Annotated in this window: 14 protein-coding genes; 5 read left to right on the top strand and 9 right to left on the bottom strand. The window is 46.3% G+C overall.

Features of this window, described 5'->3' with window-relative positions:
• Positions 1–73: 73 nt before the first annotated feature.
• The 3 genes from EK374_RS02720 to EK374_RS02710 form a co-directional block, all read right to left on the bottom strand.
• Positions 74–1,171, bottom strand: coding sequence for a hypothetical protein (locus tag EK374_RS02720; RefSeq protein WP_127019904.1), 1,098 nt, complete (start codon positions 1,169–1,171; stop codon positions 74–76).
• 183 nt (positions 1,172–1,354) lie between these two features.
• Positions 1,355–2,572: a TonB family protein gene (locus tag EK374_RS02715; protein WP_127019902.1), complete on the bottom strand. Its 1,218-nt coding sequence runs from the start codon at positions 2,570–2,572 to the stop codon at positions 1,355–1,357.
• Positions 2,565–2,945, bottom strand: coding sequence for a BlaI/MecI/CopY family transcriptional regulator (locus tag EK374_RS02710; protein ID WP_127019900.1), 381 nt, complete (start codon positions 2,943–2,945; stop codon positions 2,565–2,567). The genes EK374_RS02715 and EK374_RS02710 overlap by 8 nt, the downstream gene beginning before the upstream one ends.
• A gap of 195 nt (positions 2,946–3,140) precedes the next feature.
• Here EK374_RS02710 and EK374_RS02705 point away from each other — a divergent pair, with 195 nt between their 5' ends.
• From EK374_RS02705 to zapE, 3 genes are all read left to right on the top strand, one after another.
• Positions 3,141–4,364: a GAF domain-containing protein gene (locus EK374_RS02705; protein ID WP_127019898.1), complete on the top strand. Its 1,224-nt coding sequence runs from the start codon at positions 3,141–3,143 to the stop codon at positions 4,362–4,364.
• 350 nt (positions 4,365–4,714) lie between these two features.
• Positions 4,715–6,748 carry an alpha/beta hydrolase family protein gene (locus tag EK374_RS02700; RefSeq protein ID WP_127019896.1) on the top strand — a complete coding sequence of 678 codons (2,034 nt, stop codon included), beginning with the start codon at positions 4,715–4,717 and terminating at the stop codon, positions 6,746–6,748.
• Complete coding sequence (gene zapE / locus EK374_RS02695; RefSeq protein ID WP_127019894.1) at positions 6,745–7,872, top strand: cell division protein ZapE; 1,128 nt, start codon at positions 6,745–6,747, stop codon at positions 7,870–7,872. Before EK374_RS02700 ends, zapE begins: the two co-directional genes overlap by 4 nt.
• 16 nt (positions 7,873–7,888) lie before the next feature.
• On the opposite strand, the gene EK374_RS02690 is transcribed toward zapE, so the two are convergent.
• Together EK374_RS02690 and EK374_RS02685 are read right to left on the bottom strand one after the other, a co-directional pair.
• Positions 7,889–9,025, bottom strand: coding sequence for a DUF1624 domain-containing protein (locus tag EK374_RS02690; RefSeq protein WP_127019892.1), 1,137 nt, complete (start codon positions 9,023–9,025; stop codon positions 7,889–7,891).
• Between the two features lie 16 nt (positions 9,026–9,041).
• Complete coding sequence (locus tag EK374_RS02685; RefSeq protein ID WP_127019890.1) at positions 9,042–11,141, bottom strand: TonB-dependent siderophore receptor; 2,100 nt, start codon at positions 11,139–11,141, stop codon at positions 9,042–9,044.
• A gap of 198 nt (positions 11,142–11,339) precedes the next feature.
• Here EK374_RS02685 and EK374_RS02680 point away from each other — a divergent pair, with 198 nt between their 5' ends.
• The gene (locus EK374_RS02680; protein WP_127019888.1) at positions 11,340–12,080 is read left to right on the top strand and encodes a DedA family protein; all 741 of its coding nucleotides are present in this window, start codon (positions 11,340–11,342) and stop codon (positions 12,078–12,080) included.
• A gap of 9 nt (positions 12,081–12,089) precedes the next feature.
• On the opposite strand, the gene EK374_RS02675 is transcribed toward EK374_RS02680, so the two are convergent.
• Positions 12,090–12,995 (bottom strand): LysR family transcriptional regulator, encoded by a 906-nt coding sequence (locus tag EK374_RS02675; RefSeq protein WP_233280319.1) that lies wholly within the window; start codon positions 12,993–12,995, stop codon positions 12,090–12,092.
• Between the two features lie 96 nt (positions 12,996–13,091).
• Here EK374_RS02675 and EK374_RS02670 point away from each other — a divergent pair, with 96 nt between their 5' ends.
• Positions 13,092–14,099 (top strand): zinc-binding alcohol dehydrogenase family protein, encoded by a 1,008-nt coding sequence (locus tag EK374_RS02670; protein WP_127019886.1) that lies wholly within the window; start codon positions 13,092–13,094, stop codon positions 14,097–14,099.
• Between the two features lie 40 nt (positions 14,100–14,139).
• On the opposite strand, the gene EK374_RS02665 is transcribed toward EK374_RS02670, so the two are convergent.
• From EK374_RS02665 to EK374_RS02655, 3 genes are all read right to left on the bottom strand, one after another.
• Entirely contained in the window at positions 14,140–15,171 is a 1,032-nt protein-coding gene (locus tag EK374_RS02665) for a M48 family metallopeptidase (RefSeq protein ID WP_127019884.1), read from the bottom strand.
• A complete protein-coding gene (locus tag EK374_RS02660) occupies positions 15,171–16,235 on the bottom strand; it encodes a YjgN family protein (RefSeq protein ID WP_127019882.1) in 1,065 nt (354 codons plus the stop codon). Before EK374_RS02660 ends, EK374_RS02665 begins: the two co-directional genes overlap by 1 nt.
• 90 nt (positions 16,236–16,325) lie before the next feature.
• Entirely contained in the window at positions 16,326–16,751 is a 426-nt protein-coding gene (locus EK374_RS02655) for a methylglyoxal synthase (RefSeq protein WP_127019880.1), read from the bottom strand.
• Between the last annotated feature and the right edge of the window lie 66 nt (positions 16,752–16,817).

Here is a 16,817-nt window from a genome sequence, read left to right as displayed (position 1 = left end):
CTATTTTTTTCAGCTCGAATATTAAAACCTGATCGCGCGCAATGCCCTCACATTGCGCGATATTGCAGCCTGTTTAGCAGGGCGCTAATGACCTAAAGATAGTTATCGTGCAGGTTGTAGCACCATCAGCAGTGGTTGAGCAAGCATGTCCCTTAGTTTTACTGGGGCATAATTGTAATCCTGTGTTGCCTCCACCAGGAATTGAGGGGGCGCCACCACCGCCACCACTCACAGGAGGACCGGTGATCTCAACCTCCTGCTGTGATAAGTACTCACGAAAACAAGGCATTGACCCAATATCATCTGTTAAGTTCACGCTGCCGCCATTGGGTGTCAGATCAGTTAATCTGTGCCCATCTACCCAGGAAGTGCTTCTGTCTACCGAAAGACGTATTCCCCAAGAGCTCAGGCCAGGTTGATCTGAAATTTTACCTATATAATTCACTTTAAAATTAAGATTATTCAGGTTCTTTTGTTCGGGCGTCGCACCAAAAAAATGGCGCTCGTAGACTGCCTGGGTTCTGTGTTTCTCATTAAAACTGAGCTGGGCAGAACCATGTTCAATGCGAAAACCAACAGGATCCATAGGGCTGATCGTCATATACTGACTCCATGGTCTGTCGCCTATATTTCTCTTAACTTTTTCAGCAATGGCTTTATCAATATCGCTTTTTGTATCAGGTTTGGTGAAATAATCCATTGGATTAGCAGAACACTGCTCTTCAGAACCTGCTTTTAGCGCTGAAAAATCTCCACGAATAGACTTTTCGATCATCTCATTCATCTGACCTACTGCATCATTTATTGATGATTCAATATCGTAATAAGTCGCCAAAACAGCACGTTCATCAGCTGTCAATCTAAGTTTGCTCAAACTGACTTCGGGATTGCATCCCATGCCAGTACATTTTTGTTGAACCCGATATTTAACAGCTTGCTCAGTCGCAGGGTTTACAACAATCAACTCTAAGGGGGCTGCAGAACAGTTCATATCATCCGGCTTAACCACTGTGCCTGGAGGATTGGTATATTCACATTGAGCTGCAGGCGCATAACTTTCCGCCAGCAGTTGTGCTTCCTGATTATTACAGCTATCGCAGACATAGGCTGTGAGCTGATCGGCCTGTAATGGCATAGTGATCAGCCCTGCCGCAATGAATAAAAATTTCATTTGAAAGTCCTTTTAAAACAAACTAAAAGCGTAATAAATACAAAATATTTACCAAGCTATCACAAGTAGAATCAAAAAAAACCTTAAAAGGTACAAAACTCCCACAAATGAAACACCAATAGCAAAAGAGCCAGCGGCCCCTTTGCTATTCAAGCTGCAATGCGAAAATCAGTTTCACTCTGCTTAATTATGTTTCTCCGTTGGCGTCACTTCCACTCTTTCCATTGGCGTGTCTAGCAAGTCCAAAGCGAATTCCAGCTTCACCAGCATATCTTTATGCTCCTGGCCTGTAGCTGAATACTGCCATTGCTCCAAAGCTGTGATACTGACTTTGTCAAAAGTGCCTTGGGGCACTGAACGCACAATACGCACATTACTGACTTTGCCTTGTGCTGAGATATCAAACTTAGCATCCACATAACCTTCTATTTTTTGTTCGGCGGCCTGAATTGGGTACTTAGGTTCAATCCGCATTACAGGAACTGGTTCATTTTTCACAGCAGCAGTAGTAGACGCAGCCTGAACAGGTTGCTGTAACCAAAGGCCTGTGGCAAGCACCAGCGCTAAAGCTGCGACTAATGTGGTTTTACTAAAACCCTGCTGAGTTTGTAATTGTAATAAACGTTGTTTCATCTGTTTTACATCTCCATAGTGAGTGGTAAGCCCCTGCCAGCTGACTGGCGTTGGCTCTGAGTTGCTTAGTAAAGCTTTACCGTAAGCAATTTTGTCGGCAGTGGCTGCGCCTGCTAATACCAGCGCATCACAAGCTAATTCCTGATCCTGGCGGTAGGCGCTGTAGGCCAACCAACACAAAGGGTTAAACCAGAACAACATCAGCAAACCCAGAGCAAGCAGATTGCAAAACAAATCGCCACGCTGCCAATGTGTCAGCTCATGATTGAGGATCAGTTGCTGTTGAGTGGGCGAAAAACGTTGGAAAAAATCAGCTGGCAGCATAATTTCTGGTCGTAACACACCACTGATATAGGGTCCCTGCACTCTATCGCTTAACAAGCAAGGCAAGGTGGAATGCAAAGACGCGGATTGCAGTTCGATAGATGTAGCTGCCGCTTTTTCTTTGCGCAATTGCAACTGACTACGCAACACTGCAGCGGCAAATAACAGCACACCAGTCAGCCAAAACCAGAGCAGCAAAGAGCCGCTGCTAAACTGCTGCGAAGCTTGCTGCAACCCCACCTGATACACCTGCATAACAGCCAAAGAGCTGTTCTGCCCCAGCTGCAATGGCAACACAAAACACAACAGCAATACAGGCACCAGACACCACAATGCATACAAGGTGCGCCCTCCAAGCCGCGTGAGTAAATAAGGCCGCAGCACCAGCAATGTCAGTAGCATCAACGACAGCGGCAGCAGTAACTCCAGCAACAGACTAATCATGTTTATTCTCCTGCTCCCAGCGGGCGATCAGTTGCTTCAACTCGGCAATATCCTGTTCTGCCAGTTTGTCCTGCTGAGCAAAACCTGCCACTAAAGGCGCGATTCGACCGGAAAACACCCGCTGAATAAAACTCTGGCTTTCCTTCATCTGATAATCGGCCTGCTGCAGCACAGGGCTGTATAAATAAGCCCGGCCGTCTTTTTCAAAAGACACAGCACCTTTAGTCACCAGACGGTTCAACAGAGTTTTTACTGTTTTTTCATGCCACTGACTGGCATCGGCTAAAGCATCCACAACTTGATTGGCTGTGGCTGGTGCTTGTTGCCATAACACCTTTAATACTTCCAACTCAGCCTGACTGATATCTTTCATTGCATCTCACCTATCGATTACAAGCGTAATACATAAACTATTACAGCTGTAATCCATAAATGCAATAGCGTGGAGGAAATATTTTTCAGCAGGCTTTTTATAACTAATCCCAGCAAATGATTGCGTTAACAATTTTCATCTGACAAACATCTAATATTGCCTTTATACTAAATAGAACAAGCAGATAGCAGAGTTATGTTCATGCAGACAACGGATTCCACTGCGCAAACAGGTCAGGTGCTGACACTGGAGCATTTTGTCAGCCACTGGCAATTAATGGTGGATTTATTAGCGCGTCAGGCCGATGTACCTTGTGCTTTGATCAACAGGATGGATGGCAGTCAGTTGGTATTGCAGGTGACCAACAGCAATGGCAAACACCCATTTTTTGCCAGCCAAAGCATGCCACTGCACTTGAATTCCTATTGCGCCAATGTGCTGCGTACGCAAAAGCCTCTGCATATAGCAGATGCCACACAGGTACCGGAAATGCATGACAACCCTACTGCGGCGCTGGGGTTGGTGTTTTACCATGGTTACCCGTTGTATTGGCCTGATGGGCATCTGTTTGGCACCATTTGTATTCTGGATTATTTCAACAGGCCTATGGACGAGCAGCATACTCAGTTGCTGCAGCTCTTTAAAGAAGCCATTGAAGGCGATTTAGCCTTGTTTGATCAAAACGTTGAACTGCAGCAGCAACTGCAGGATGAAAAAAATTACAACCATCAGTTAATGTTGTCGTTACAGCAATCTCACTACAACTTGCCTCAACTCTCTGATTTACTGGCTAATTTAATGCAGATGCTGCAACAGCAAATGATTCAGAGCCAACAACAGCTGCAACTGATGCACAGCAGGTTGCTACAACCAGAACATAAACTGACCCTGCCTTTGCTTAAACCCAGCCTGCAACAACTGAAACAGCAGAGTTCCTGCTGGGCCGTATTATCAGGCATGCTTGAAAAACTGTCTGGGGTGCAGTCCCAGCAACAGACCACCAGCAAAGTGGTAGACCTGGCTGAACGTGGCGCTTATCAGGCCTCGCTATTACTGAAAGCGTCTCCGAGAATTTCATCCTGCATATCGCCATTGCTGGCTTGCTCATTACCACCTCAAGTACTGGAATTATTGTGCTGTGCTTTGAGCTGCTACGTGCTAAACCATAGCCTGAGTCGCACGCCTGAACTCTGCTTAAGTACCGAACAACATGGCTCTCAGTTGCAACTCAACTGGATCTTGTTGTATCCATGGCAGCAAGAAGCTGAACCAGAAGAAAGTCACACTGAACCTTTTTGGGTCTTTAGTCAGTATCTGGCAAAGTTGTCTGGCGTATCATTGCAGCGGGAAAGCACAACTGAAAAACTACAGATCAAAGTTTATTTAGCGCAAGCAGCAGACCTGACTGCAGCTTATTGAAGCACGCACTCGTAAAACGAAGCAGGGAGCATCAAGCTCCCTATCGATCCTGTTTCACTGCTTCTTCTGAGCGATAGTGATGCAACTCGTCTGGCAGGATATAGCCATTAAAACTCAGCAGTTGCACAAAGGTTTGCCAAAACTCACGGCTGAACATAAGGACCTCCGGTTTTACTTAAGGCCCCTTAAGTATAGCCCTGACCATAACTGGCGTCGTTAATTAGCTGTGAACAGCACTACAACTTCAGCTTAATCCTGAATATCCTTCCATTCGTCAGGGTTTTATTTATAGCGCTACTGGCCTATGCTAGCGTCAACTTATTGCTTTGACTGAACAAACGCGAGTGTGTATGAAATTTAGTTTTTCAGCCCTGATGATGGTTGTGGCGGCAGGTGCTGCTCAGGCCGCAACTGAACCTTTAACGGCTCAGCATTTATGGCAAGTGGCGCGCCCCGGTGCCATGACCTTATCACCCAGTGGTCAGCAACTGGCATTGACGATCACCCGTTATGATCTGGCCGCCGATAAAGGCAATGCTGATATTCATATTCTGGATTTACGTACCCAACAATTAACGGCTTTAACCCAGCACCCGGATTCAGATACTGCACCAGCCTGGAGCCCTGATGGTCGTCAGCTGGTGTTTTTATCCAAACGTGGCAATGAAACGAATCAGCTATTTTTATTGCCTTTAACTGGTGGCGAAGCCAAAGCTTTAACTAAATTACCTGTTGCGGTGCAGCAGCCAAAATGGTTTCCGGACGGCCAGCGTATTTTGTTTCTGGCCAATGTACCTAAAGGGTTTAATGGTGACTTTGCCGCTTTAGCAGAGCAGTTGAAGAAGAAAAAAGACAATAAAGTGACAGCACGGGTGACAGAAGACAGAGTCTATCGCTTCTGGGATCACTGGTTAACCGATGACAGCTATCCGCATTTGTTCAGTATTAACATTCATACCGGCGAAATAGCAGACTTAACACCAGGCTGGGATCGCAGATTTAGTTTAAATGGCGATGCTGAATTTGATATTTCTACAGATGGCCGCCAGATAGCTGTCAGTGCAGTGACCAGCCCACCGCCTTTTGATCAGCTAAATCACGATATTTTGATTGTTAAAACTGACGGTTCAGGTGAGTTTGTCAATATCACCGCAGACAATCCGGCCAGTGACAACAACCCTAAATTCAGCCCTGATGGCAACAGCCTGGTCTATGGCGCACAGCGCAGCACCTTTTTCACCTCGGATAATAACCAGCTGATCCGCTTTGATTTTAAGCCCCAGCAAAAAACCAACCTGACTCAGGATTGGGATATTTCGGTCGATGACTGGGAGTTTGGCAACAACGGCACTTTGTATTTTCAGGCGGCCGACAAAGCAAAATCAGCTTTGTATAGCATGCCGTTAGCCGGTGGCCCAGTGAAACAAATTTTGCGCCAGGCTGATATCAGTCAGCTGCAAATTGGCCAACAGCAACAAATTTATCTGGTGCAGCACAGCATGAAGCAGATGCCGGAAATTTATAGTTTGGATAATAAAGGGCGCACTTTAAAGCAGCTAAGCCGGATCAACCAGGAGCTGCAGCAAAGCATTAGTTGGGGTAAAACTGAAGATGTCAGCTTTGCCGGAGCAGATGGCAAACTGGTGCAGGCTTATATTACGTATCCGCCGAACTTTGATCCCAACAAAAAATGGCCTTTGCTGAATGTATTGCATGGCGGACCACACAGCTACTCGGGTGACAGCTTTAGTTACCGCTGGAACTCCCAGGTATTTGCTGCAGCAGGTTATGTAGTGATCCAGCCCAACTTCCACGGTTCAACCAGCTTTGGTCAGGCTTTTGCTGAATCTATTCATGGCGAACACCCGGTAAAGCCTTTTATGGACAGTGAAGCTGCTGTGGATTACATGCTGTCGCGTGGTTTTATTGATTCCACCCGCTTAGCAGCAGCTGGCGGCAGTTATGGGGGTTATCTGGTAAGCTGGATTGCGGGTCATACCGAACGATATAAAGCGCTGATTAATCATGCCGGTGTCTATAACCTGATGGGCCAGTTTGCCTCTGACGCAACCACTCACAGAGTACATGCCTATGGCGGTGCACCCTGGAGCGGCCTGGACGTCATGCAGCAATGGAACCCGGCTTTATTTGCCGATAAGTTTGTCACTCCTATGCTGATTATGCATGGTGAACAGGATTACCGTGTGCCAGTGACACAAGGGCTGGAAATTTATGGTGTGTACAAAGGCAAAGGCTTAGATGCACGTTTGGTGTATTTCCCCAATGAAAACCACTGGATTTTAAAACCAAACAACTCCATTTTCTGGTTTAACGAATTCACAGGTTGGTTGCAACGTTATGTACCGGCGGGTCCAACAGATTGAGTTCGGACTCTGTAACCTCGCTTTATCAGCAACAGGTCCAACAGGGCCTGTTGTTGTATGACGAGCCACAATATCAGGCGGTATTGGCGCTGCAACAGATAACAGACCAGCTGTGTTCCGGCATGCCTACTTTGGGTTTGTATCTGCATGGCCCTGTTGGTCGTGGCAAAACCATGCTGATGGATTTGTTTTACCAACAGCTGGCTGTGGATGGCAAAATCCGGCTGCATTTTCATCATTTTATGGCGCGGGTGCATCAGGAACTAAAACAGCATCAGGGCGAAGCTGACCCTTTATTGCAAATCGCCCAAGACTGGGCACAACAATACAAAGTACTGTGTTTTGACGAGTTTTTTGTCAATGACATAGGCGACGCTATGTTACTTGGCACTTTATGGCGTTATTTGTTTCAGTGTGGTGTGGTGCTGGTCACCACCTCCAATGCAGAACCTGAAGAGCTGTATAAAAATGGCCTGCAACGTCAGCGTTTTTTACCCACCATTGATTTGCTGCGCCAGCACTGTCGGGTGTTAGCCTTGGATAACGGCATAGATTACCGGCGATTAAAGCAAAGCCCTATGCGTTATTACCAGCAGGGAACGACTGAAACAAAGTTAAAACAACAGGCAGAGCAGCTATTTGGCGAAGTGCAGCCCCTGCCCGACTTTGAATTGTTGGGCCGCAGTTTCCCGGCGTTATGGAGTAATGAAAAAATCATAGGTTTTGATTTTATGGCACTCTGCTCCGGCCCACGCAGTCAACTGGATTATATGCAGCTGGCAAGCCGCTACCAAGCCATAGCTGTGCTGAATGTACCGCAATTCAGCGCTGTGTCGGACACGGCCATTTTGCATGGTGTGGAAGATAGTTATCAGCGCGAACATCAGGATATTTATATCAGTAAGCTGGACAATGAAGCACGGCGTTTTATTGCATTGGTGGACGAATGTTATGACAGAGGCTGCTTGTTACTACTGACCTCTGCTGTTGCGATTTCAGAGCTGTACCAGGCGAAACAGCTGGAATTTGCTTTTGCCCGCTGCGAGTCGCGTTTATATGAAATGCAGCGGTGGCCAGCTGCTGCGCCCGACCATAGTCAGAGCGCAGAAGCTGCGTTGTCCTGATGTATAAATAATCTTCTTACAAATAACGTATCCAGGCTTGCTGGCTGCGTTTTTTATACAAAGAAAAGCATTTTGTTGGGTAATACAAAGCGACGGCTAACAGCACGCTAGTCAGCCAGATCCAGCCCATATGCTCCATCCCAAACCTGTCGCCCTGATTAGGCCCAAACAGAGTGACTAACATCCAATGCAGCGCCAGCAATACATACAAATGCAGTATGTAGAAAAACATTGGTGCAGAACCAAAGTTCACCAGGATTTGAGTCCAGTTGCCTTGCTGTTTCTCCAGTGCGAACAACAGCAAAAACATCAGACCTAAGGTCACCATCAGGAAATTTAACGAAGGCGGATACTTGGTCAGATTCAATATCGACATCAGGGTTGTGACTAAATCCGGATAGAGTTGCCAGTCCAGGGTTTCACCGTAGATATTAAAACCACGCAGCAGCACAAACAGTACTAAACAGCTGGCTCCTAGCTGCAGCAATAAAGCGCCGCGATGCTGTGCAGACATCCTTTTACTGTACAATGGCCCCGCCAGATAACCCAGAATAATCACACCTATCCAGGGTAGAACCGGATAACTGGCCTTAATTTTCACAGCGCCTTCACTCACCAGATAGTTGCGGTCATGCAAAATAGTCCAGAGCGTATAACCCCATTCATCAGGCTGAAAATTGATAGGCGTCAGCAGGTTGTGGCCAAAGACTATGCCAAAACCTATCACAGCCAATACAGCTTTTGGCCACTGACTAACCAGTGCCAACACCACCATACTCAGGCCAATAGCCCAAATCACCTGCAACCAAATGGTGTCGTAGGATCCCATCCAGGACAGAGGCAACACTATCCATTCCAGTGCTATTAAAAACAAACCACGCTTGATAAGGAAACTTCGGGCCGAACGCACAGGGCCATTCACCGGATTGGCATAAAGCCAGGCCGACAAACCAGTTAAAAACACAAAAACCGGCGCACATAAATGTGCAGCAAAACGGCTAAAAAACAGGCTTACAGAGGTGATATCGAGATCCATAGGATCCGACACCTGCAGATGATAAAAAAACCGCTCCCGCACATGGTCCAGCAACATAATCAGCATCACCAGACCCCGCATCATATCGATGCTTTGGATACGACTACGATTAATCATTTCCCAACCCCCAGAATTAGAAAGCATAGGTCAGACTTATGCGGTAGCTACGTGGCTCACCCGGCACTGTCCACAGCGCCGAATAGGAGTTATGGATATAAAACTTATCAAACAGGTTGTCGACATTCAGCTGAGCTTTCCAGTTCTGATCCAAATCAGCAGCCCAGGACAGGCCAACTAAAGTATGGGACGGCAGCATATAGCTACTGTCGACTGAATCTCCCAAACGTTTGGCTACATGATTAACCTTGAGCCCTAAACGGCTTTCAACAGAACCTAAAGGTAACAACTGAGTCAGCATCAGGCTGGCGTTATGTTTAGGAATATTCACCAAACGACTGCCGGCAGGCACATTAACACCCCATTCCAGATTAATCATATCGTTGACGGTTTGTGTATCCAGATAGGCATAAGACAATTGAGCCGATAAGTCTCCTGTGAGCTGGCCTTGTAAATCCAGCTCAATACCACGGCTGGTGGCTTCACCTAAGGTGGCCGAGAAACCGACATTCACCGGATCGGAGGTTAGAATGTTGGATTTTTTTGCATCAAAGAATGCCAGGGTGCCGGTGATACCTGCAGCGACAAATTTTGCACCAATTTCATAAGAGTCACTTAACTCAGGTTCAAAAGGATTGCCCGCATAGTCTGTGCCGCTTAGTGGCAGGAAACCTTCAGAGTAGCTGCTGTAAAGGCTTAATTCTGGGTTTACTTCATAAACTAAACCAATACGAGGGCTGACTTGTGTGCCGCTTTTGTCCGATCGGGTGGCCTTTAAAAGCTCCTGAATATCCTGCTGATAATCGTCAAAACGCAGACCAAGCAGTAATTTCCAGTGTTGTGTCAGATCCATTTGATCCTGCAAATACACACCCCAGGCTTTTTGGCTTTCCTTATTTTCATACAAAGGCGCAGGAGCTGTGGCTGTACCTCCATAGACTGGGTTATAAATATCTAAAGCGTAAGTGCCTCTTGGACCACGGAAACGTGACAATAAAGTATATAAATCATAATCGTAGGCATCAGCTCCCATCAGCAGGTGATGCACAATACCGGCAGTAGTCAGGTGGCCACTCAATTCAAAACGCACGGACCTATCTTCAGCCTGATAATCACGGTAACGACGCTGACGAGTTAAGGTTTTACCATCATCAAATAACGACTGACGAGCTTTGGCTAATTCAGCATCCGAAGAAAAACCGTTTAACGACGAGTCACGATAACCTACACCAGCCAACAAAGACCAGTGGTCTGTCAGGCTGGTTTCATAAGATAACTGATGGCCAGTGGCCTCAATTTCAGTAGGGCCGTCACCTGGTTCACCTAAATAACGGGAGCGTGGCACTGTATGAAAATCACCGTTTAGCACAACAATACCGCGGTCAAATAATTGCTCTTGTTTCAGGTATTCAAACTCGTACAACAAGGCGGATTTATCATCCAGATCAATACGTACTGAAGGGGTAAACACCTGTTTTTTGCTGCTGACATAATCACGGAAACTGCCATAGTCCTGCACTGCACCATTGATGCGCACTGCCACATTGTCGCTGATACCATTGGTGTAATCGGCTTCGACTCTGTGCTGATCAAAACGACCAGCAGAGACTTGCAGATAACCTTCCTGCTCCTTTTGTGGTTTACGGGTCACGACATTAATGGTGCCTCCGGGTTCTGAGCGGCCATAAAGTGCTGAACCCGGGCCTTTTAGAATCTCAACATACTCCACATTAGATAAATCACGGTGACCACTAAAACCACGGCCGCCGTTAAAACCATTAATTAAATAACCGGATGGCATATTTTCATTGCCCGGAAAACCACGCAGCGAAAAACTATCCCACAAGCCACCGCCGTTATTCTGCCGTGAAATGCTGGCTGAAAAATCCAGAGCATCCTGAAAGCGCGTTAAGGCATTGTCTTGTATTACACTTTTGTCGATGACCGTAATGGACTGAGGTAAAGACTGAGCTGGAATATCTCCACGATAAGCCTGGCGATACTGCACTTCGATACGCTCAATATGCTCAGCCGACTCAGCCATAGCTGCAGGAATAGAGGCAATAAAGCCTAAAGAGAGCATAAGAAAAGAGAGTTTAAAATTTAGACTTGGCATGATGTTTTTAGTCCGGTCACTGTAAAAAAATAGGCTGAATCGATAAAGTTAGAGACGAAATGATACAATATAACATATCCATAAACCAACAGATTTATCTGCTCTCTTTCTGGCTCTGACTGCAAAGCAGCTTGAATAAGCCCGTCGCAGCCCCGATACTGCCTTGATAAAGGCTTTCTCAACTGACGTGAGTGATAGATGGAACAATGGTTACAGCAGTTACTGACTGAATATCAGGCTTATGCCCTGCTGATTTTATTTTTGCTGACTTTTGCTGAGTCCGTCGCCGTGTTGGGCCTGTTAGTGCCAGGTACAGCCTTAATGTTTAGTTTTGGTGTGCTGATTGGTGCCGAACAAATGGGCTTCTGGACAGCCTGCATGGTGGCGACAGCAGCAGGTTTAGTTGGCGATTCCATGTCTTATCTGGCTGGACGCAAATTCAGACCTCAGTTGGAAAGCTGGAACTGGTTATCCCGCCAGCAAAAAGAGTTGGATAAGATAAGCGGCGCTTTAGAAAACAATGTGTGGCTGGCTATAGTTGCAGGGCGTTTTATTGGCCCCAGCCGGCCGCTATTGCCTTTGTTAGCCGGTATGTTGCAGTTAGCACCATCACGTTATTTCCCTGCCGCCATTCTGGCTTCTGTGCTCTGGCCCATCGCTTATTTTCTGCCTGGTATTCTGGCTGGAGTAGCCTGGCAGCTCAAAGGCACCAACCTGACCTTGTTTTACAGTTTGCTGGCAGGCTCAGTCCTATTGGCCATATTAAGCAGCTATTTGCTGAAAAAATACTTGCAACACAAAGAGCAGGATAAACCAAAACATCGCTGGTTTTGGGGCTCTTTAGTCAGCATCTTCCTGACGGCTTTTTTATTTTTTGAGTTAAGCCAGCATCCAGCTACTCCTCTGTATCTAAAAGAGTTATCCGGATTAATGTTCTGATCTTCAGGTTTAACCATGCCAATACAAGCTCAGCTTTTGTAGTAAAAACTCTGATAAGGCTTTAAGTACAGGAGAAGAAGACAAGCGCTGCACCGCCAGCAAATACAAAGGCGCTTGCTCAGTTTTATAATCAGGTAACAACTTCACCAAAGCGCCGGATCTCAAATCAGACAAAATATCTAACCGGGATTTATAGGCAATACCTAAACCTGCCACTGCCCAGCGCCGCACCACATCGCCGTCGTCTGCCACTAAAGCACCCCGCACCTGAACCTGATGTAGCTGCCCATTTAGCCAGAACTGCCATTTACTGTGGACGGCCTCGCCCAGCACCAGCTGCAAAACCTGATGCGAGCAAATGTCTTGCGGCTGCTCTGGCGCTCCATAACGACGGATGTAATCGGGAGAAGCACAAAGCACTCTATGATTATCTGGCACCAAAGGCAAAGCCACCAACTGCGAATCTTTTGGCTCACCATAACGCAACGCCAAATCCACAGGCTGACGACCTAAATCAGCCAGCCTGTCACTGACCCGGATCTTCAGCTGTAATTTGGGATGCTGCTGTTGAAACTCCGCCAGCCATACAGCCATGCTATTCCGACCAAAATCTGACGGCATAGATAAAGTCAGTTCACCGGATAACTGCTCTTTGCCCAGTTGCAATAACTGCTGGCCTTGCCCCAGCAGCTGGATCGCCTGGCGGGCATAATCCAAATAGGCCATACCTGCTGTGGTGAGCCTTAAACTGCGGGTAGAACGCAAAATCAGTTGAGTATTCAGCTGCTGTTCCAGTCGTTTTAACGCCACACTGGCCAACGCAGGCGAAAGGTCCAGCTCACGCGCAGCAGCGGAAATAGAACCTAAATCAGCTGTTAATACAAAAAGTTGTAAATCATCGGTTCTGAGCATCATTATCAAATTATTTTTGAAACTGAATCCAAATCTAGCATATTTTTCTAAATAGTCAGCACCCTTAAACTAACAACATCAACCTCATGGAGCATCCAGATGAAAGCCATAGTCTATAGCCAGAACTTACCAGCCACAGATCTACAGTCTTTATACGACACAGAGCTGCCCATTCCAACGCCGGGCGAAAACGATCTGCTGGTTGCTGTTAAAGCAGTTTCTGTGAATCCGGTCGATACCAAAATCCGTCGTAACGCCGACACCCAAGGCCAGCAAAGAGTTTTAGGCTGGGACGCTGCTGGTGTTGTAGTCGCGGTGGGCAGTGCAGTCACGAGCTTTAAAGCAGGCGATGAAGTCTGGTACGCCGGTGCTATTGATAAGCCTGGCTCAAACAGCGAGTTTCAACTGGTGGACCAGCGTATTGTCAGCTTTAAGCCAAAAAGCTTAAGTTTCACCGAAGCAGCAGCTTTGCCTTTAACGGCAATCACGGCATGGGAGCTATTGTTTGACAGGTTTGAACTGAATGAACACAACACCAAAGGTAAATCTCTGTTGGTGATTGGCGCCGCTGGCGGCGTAGGCTCAGTGCTATTGCAACTGGCACGGCAAAAAACTCAGTTAAAGGTGATTGGTACTGCTTCAAGAGCAGAGACTAGTGAATGGGTCAAAACCTTAGGTGCGGATTTAGTAGTAGATCATAAAAAACCTATGGCTGCACAGCTGAAAACTCTGGGTTTGCCTGAGATCGATTATGTCATCAGTCTGACTCATACCGACCACCATTTTAACGACATACTGGACTTGATTAAACCTCAGGGCAAACTGGCTTTGATTGACGATCCGGAGCTTATTGATATACGCCCGATGAAACGTAAAAGTCTGTCGCTGCATTGGGAGCTGATGTTTACCCGTTCTTTATATCAAACCGAAGATATGATTGCTCAACAGCAGCTATTACAACAGGTTGCGGATATGGTTGACGCTGGTCAGTTAAAAACCACCCTGAACTCAGACTTTGGCAAAATTAACGCCGAAAACCTGCGCAAAGCCCATCAGCTGATTGAAAGCCAACAAGCAATCGGCAAACTGGTATTAAGCGGCTTTTAAACCGCTTAATACCGCTATTGCTAAAGCCGAGCTCATCACCTTAAGGCTGCGCTTGTTGCGTAGCCTTTTCTATCCGCTCTTTGGTATTAGGATGTGATTTTAAATACTCCAACCACGGCAACAGCTCTTCTTTTGGCTGACCTTTGGTCAGAGCCTGCATAGCCTCGGCAAAAGCCTGTGGAGACTTGTTCAGCTTTAACAATGATTGAGTCGAGAAGTAATCAGCCTGACGCTCCATATCTCTGGAAAACGCAGATTGAACCAGCGAGGTGCCCGTACCCAATACTGCTTCAGTAATACCTTCCAGATCACTGAATAATACCGACATCACAATAGTACTGGCCGTCGCTTGTGCCGCCAGCGTCATACCGTGCCTGTGCTCAACATGCCCTACTTCGTGCAGTAACACAGCCAGAATAGCATCGGGTTGTGTTTCAAGGCGTTTTACCAGTTCATCCGTAATAGTCAGATAACCACCTGGCAAAGCAAACGCATTGGCGCCCAATCTTTTACTGGCACGAAAATGCAGTTGGTACTGATAACCGCTGCTTAACTGCAACTGATCGACAGCCATTTGCCACTGGCTACGAATAGACTGTTGTAACTCCGGGCTCAGTTCTGAATCGGACAACAAAGTACGGTCAAACACCTGCATACTTTGTTGACCAATACTTTCTTCAACAGAAACCGGGATCCAGGGCACTAAAGCTGTAGCGGCTTTTGGCAAACCTACAGTGGTGAGCCACCAGATTAATATGGGCACTGCAATAACTGACAGAACAATCAGCGATTTATTGGTTTCCAGTTTCAGAGTCAGATTCTGACGCCTACTTTTAGGCCAGCGCCAATTGTGATCCTCCGGTGAAAATACAGCTCCTGTTTCAAACAACAAGTCGGCGGGTAAACCGGGCAAAACCTCGGCGACCTTGTAACTATCTGCTGTTGCTTCGTACAGCAGTGCATTGTCATGTTCAGCATACAGCTGCACCAGCCCCTGTTCAGTGAAATGCAACACTGCAGCACAACATTCTGTACTGGCGGCATACTGGAATTGCCCTTTAATGGTCTGCATCAGGTCAGAGAAAAATCAACGTCAAACAAATCGGCAGCCTGTTCAGCAAAAGCAGATGAATTCTGCTGTAGCGGATCAGTAAGTCGATCAGCAGCGGGGTAAACGGTCACTTCAGTTGCTTTAGCTAATAAAGCGGCCATCCGGACTTTAGTCCAAGGATAGGCCAAACCTAAAGTACACAACACTAGCAGCATATTAGTAAAAGTAACCCAGACTAAATCTACAGTTTCCAAATTGGAATGCAGCTCTGCAGTATCAGGTAGCAACGTTGAATTAAACAGATGGTTACGGATCATGGCGTGGTATACGGCGCCAACCAGCATAAAAACGCCAAAATAGGCCACATACAAAAGTAATATAGCCAGGCTAACTCCTGCTTCAGGCTCTGGCATAGAAAAACCTGCGATTGCAGCAGCTACACCACAGACAATACCTAAACCAATAGCCACACTTAAAGCAATAAAAAAGGCTTTGAAGTAGTTAGAGGTTTTGGTATTCACCTCAAATTTTTTACCACCGAAGCTGATATTGCTGAACACAAAATGATCCAGCTTTTTCAGTGCCCATGGCATTGCCAGATACAAAGTAAAAATACACAGAAATGGCAACAACAGGTAATAGACAAAAGCCGAACCATAAGTGCCATGGAAGCCAAAACGAACGTTACGATAGCTGGTCATACGAAGGTTAAATTTCAGGCCTTGTACCAGTAACCAAGGCAGCGCAATTAAAAACACTAAAGCAGCCGCCAAACCAAACAACGGACTGAACGTACTTAATACGGAAATCAGCGCAAAAATAATGACGGCTATAATACGGCCTTTCAGGATCTGGATGGGTGTAGCTAAATAACGAAAACCATGACCATCCACTTTGGTATGACCATAAAAATACTGAGTGGTACGAACCTTAGCCCATGCGCTGTAGATACCAAGCGTCACTATGGTCAGCAGCACATTCACAATCCAGATACCAAAAAACTCAGCACCACGACCAGAAAATTGTACTGTTGACCGACGAGCAGAAGCTACTTCAGTTGAAGCAGCTGAACCATGCATATCCATATGAAATTGTCCTTAACTAATAAACCCTGCCAGTTAAACCAAAACAGGAATTATTGTCAACTTATTGTAAGAAAAAAACATCTATTGTGATTAAGACAACCTATTGTTGTGAATAGAAAAATCCGGCACAGTGCGCTGATAGTCCTGCCCCACTAATGTTGATGTAACAATAAAATCCGCTGTGGCTTTATTACAGGCCACAGGAATATTCCATACCACAGCTAAACGGATCAGCGCCTTAACATCAGGATCATGAGGCTGAGACGATAATGGATCCCAAAAAAATACCAGCCAGTCAATTTTCTGCTCAGCAATTAAAGCACCTATTTGCTGGTCGCCGCCCAAAGGACCGCTGGCCAAACATAGTACTTCTTTGTTTAAAGCCTCATTTAGTAAACGACCCGTGGTGCCTGTCGCCACCAGCTGTTTATCCTGAAAAAAATCAGCATGTTCTTTCACCCAAGCCAGCAATTCAGCCTTTTTTCCATCATGCGCTACTAAAGCTATAGTTTTCATTGTTTTACTCCTTAAGTTTGTTGCCAGCATACACTGAGTTTTTCATAGAGTTCAGCATACTTAGCC

This window comes from Rheinheimera mangrovi, assembly GCF_003990335.1.
Taxonomy (GTDB): Bacteria; Pseudomonadota; Gammaproteobacteria; order Enterobacterales; family Alteromonadaceae; genus Pararheinheimera; species Pararheinheimera mangrovi.
The sequence above is the reverse complement of the archived record's forward strand: the minus strand, read 5'-3'. Positions and strand labels throughout refer to the sequence as shown.

Coding starts and splice junctions, on each gene's coding strand:
- EK374_RS02720 (WP_127019904.1), bottom strand. CDS start 1,171: ATGAAATTTTTATTCATTGCGGCAGGGCTGATCACTATGCCATTACAG.
- EK374_RS02715 (WP_127019902.1), bottom strand. CDS start 2,572: ATGATTAGTCTGTTGCTGGAGTTACTGCTGCCGCTGTCGTTGATGCTA.
- EK374_RS02710 (WP_127019900.1), bottom strand. CDS start 2,945: ATGAAAGATATCAGTCAGGCTGAGTTGGAAGTATTAAAGGTGTTATGG.
- EK374_RS02705 (WP_127019898.1), top strand. CDS start 3,141: ATGTTCATGCAGACAACGGATTCCACTGCGCAAACAGGTCAGGTGCTG.
- EK374_RS02700 (WP_127019896.1), top strand. CDS start 4,715: ATGAAATTTAGTTTTTCAGCCCTGATGATGGTTGTGGCGGCAGGTGCT.
- EK374_RS02690 (WP_127019892.1), bottom strand. CDS start 9,025: ATGATTAATCGTAGTCGTATCCAAAGCATCGATATGATGCGGGGTCTG.
- EK374_RS02685 (WP_127019890.1), bottom strand. CDS start 11,141: ATGCCAAGTCTAAATTTTAAACTCTCTTTTCTTATGCTCTCTTTAGGC.
- EK374_RS02680 (WP_127019888.1), top strand. CDS start 11,340: ATGGAACAATGGTTACAGCAGTTACTGACTGAATATCAGGCTTATGCC.
- EK374_RS02675 (WP_233280319.1), bottom strand. CDS start 12,995: ATGATGCTCAGAACCGATGATTTACAACTTTTTGTATTAACAGCTGAT.
- EK374_RS02670 (WP_127019886.1), top strand. CDS start 13,092: ATGAAAGCCATAGTCTATAGCCAGAACTTACCAGCCACAGATCTACAG.
- EK374_RS02665 (WP_127019884.1), bottom strand. CDS start 15,171: ATGCAGACCATTAAAGGGCAATTCCAGTATGCCGCCAGTACAGAATGT.
- EK374_RS02660 (WP_127019882.1), bottom strand. CDS start 16,235: ATGGATATGCATGGTTCAGCTGCTTCAACTGAAGTAGCTTCTGCTCGT.
- EK374_RS02655 (WP_127019880.1), bottom strand. CDS start 16,751: ATGAAAACTATAGCTTTAGTAGCGCATGATGGAAAAAAGGCTGAATTG.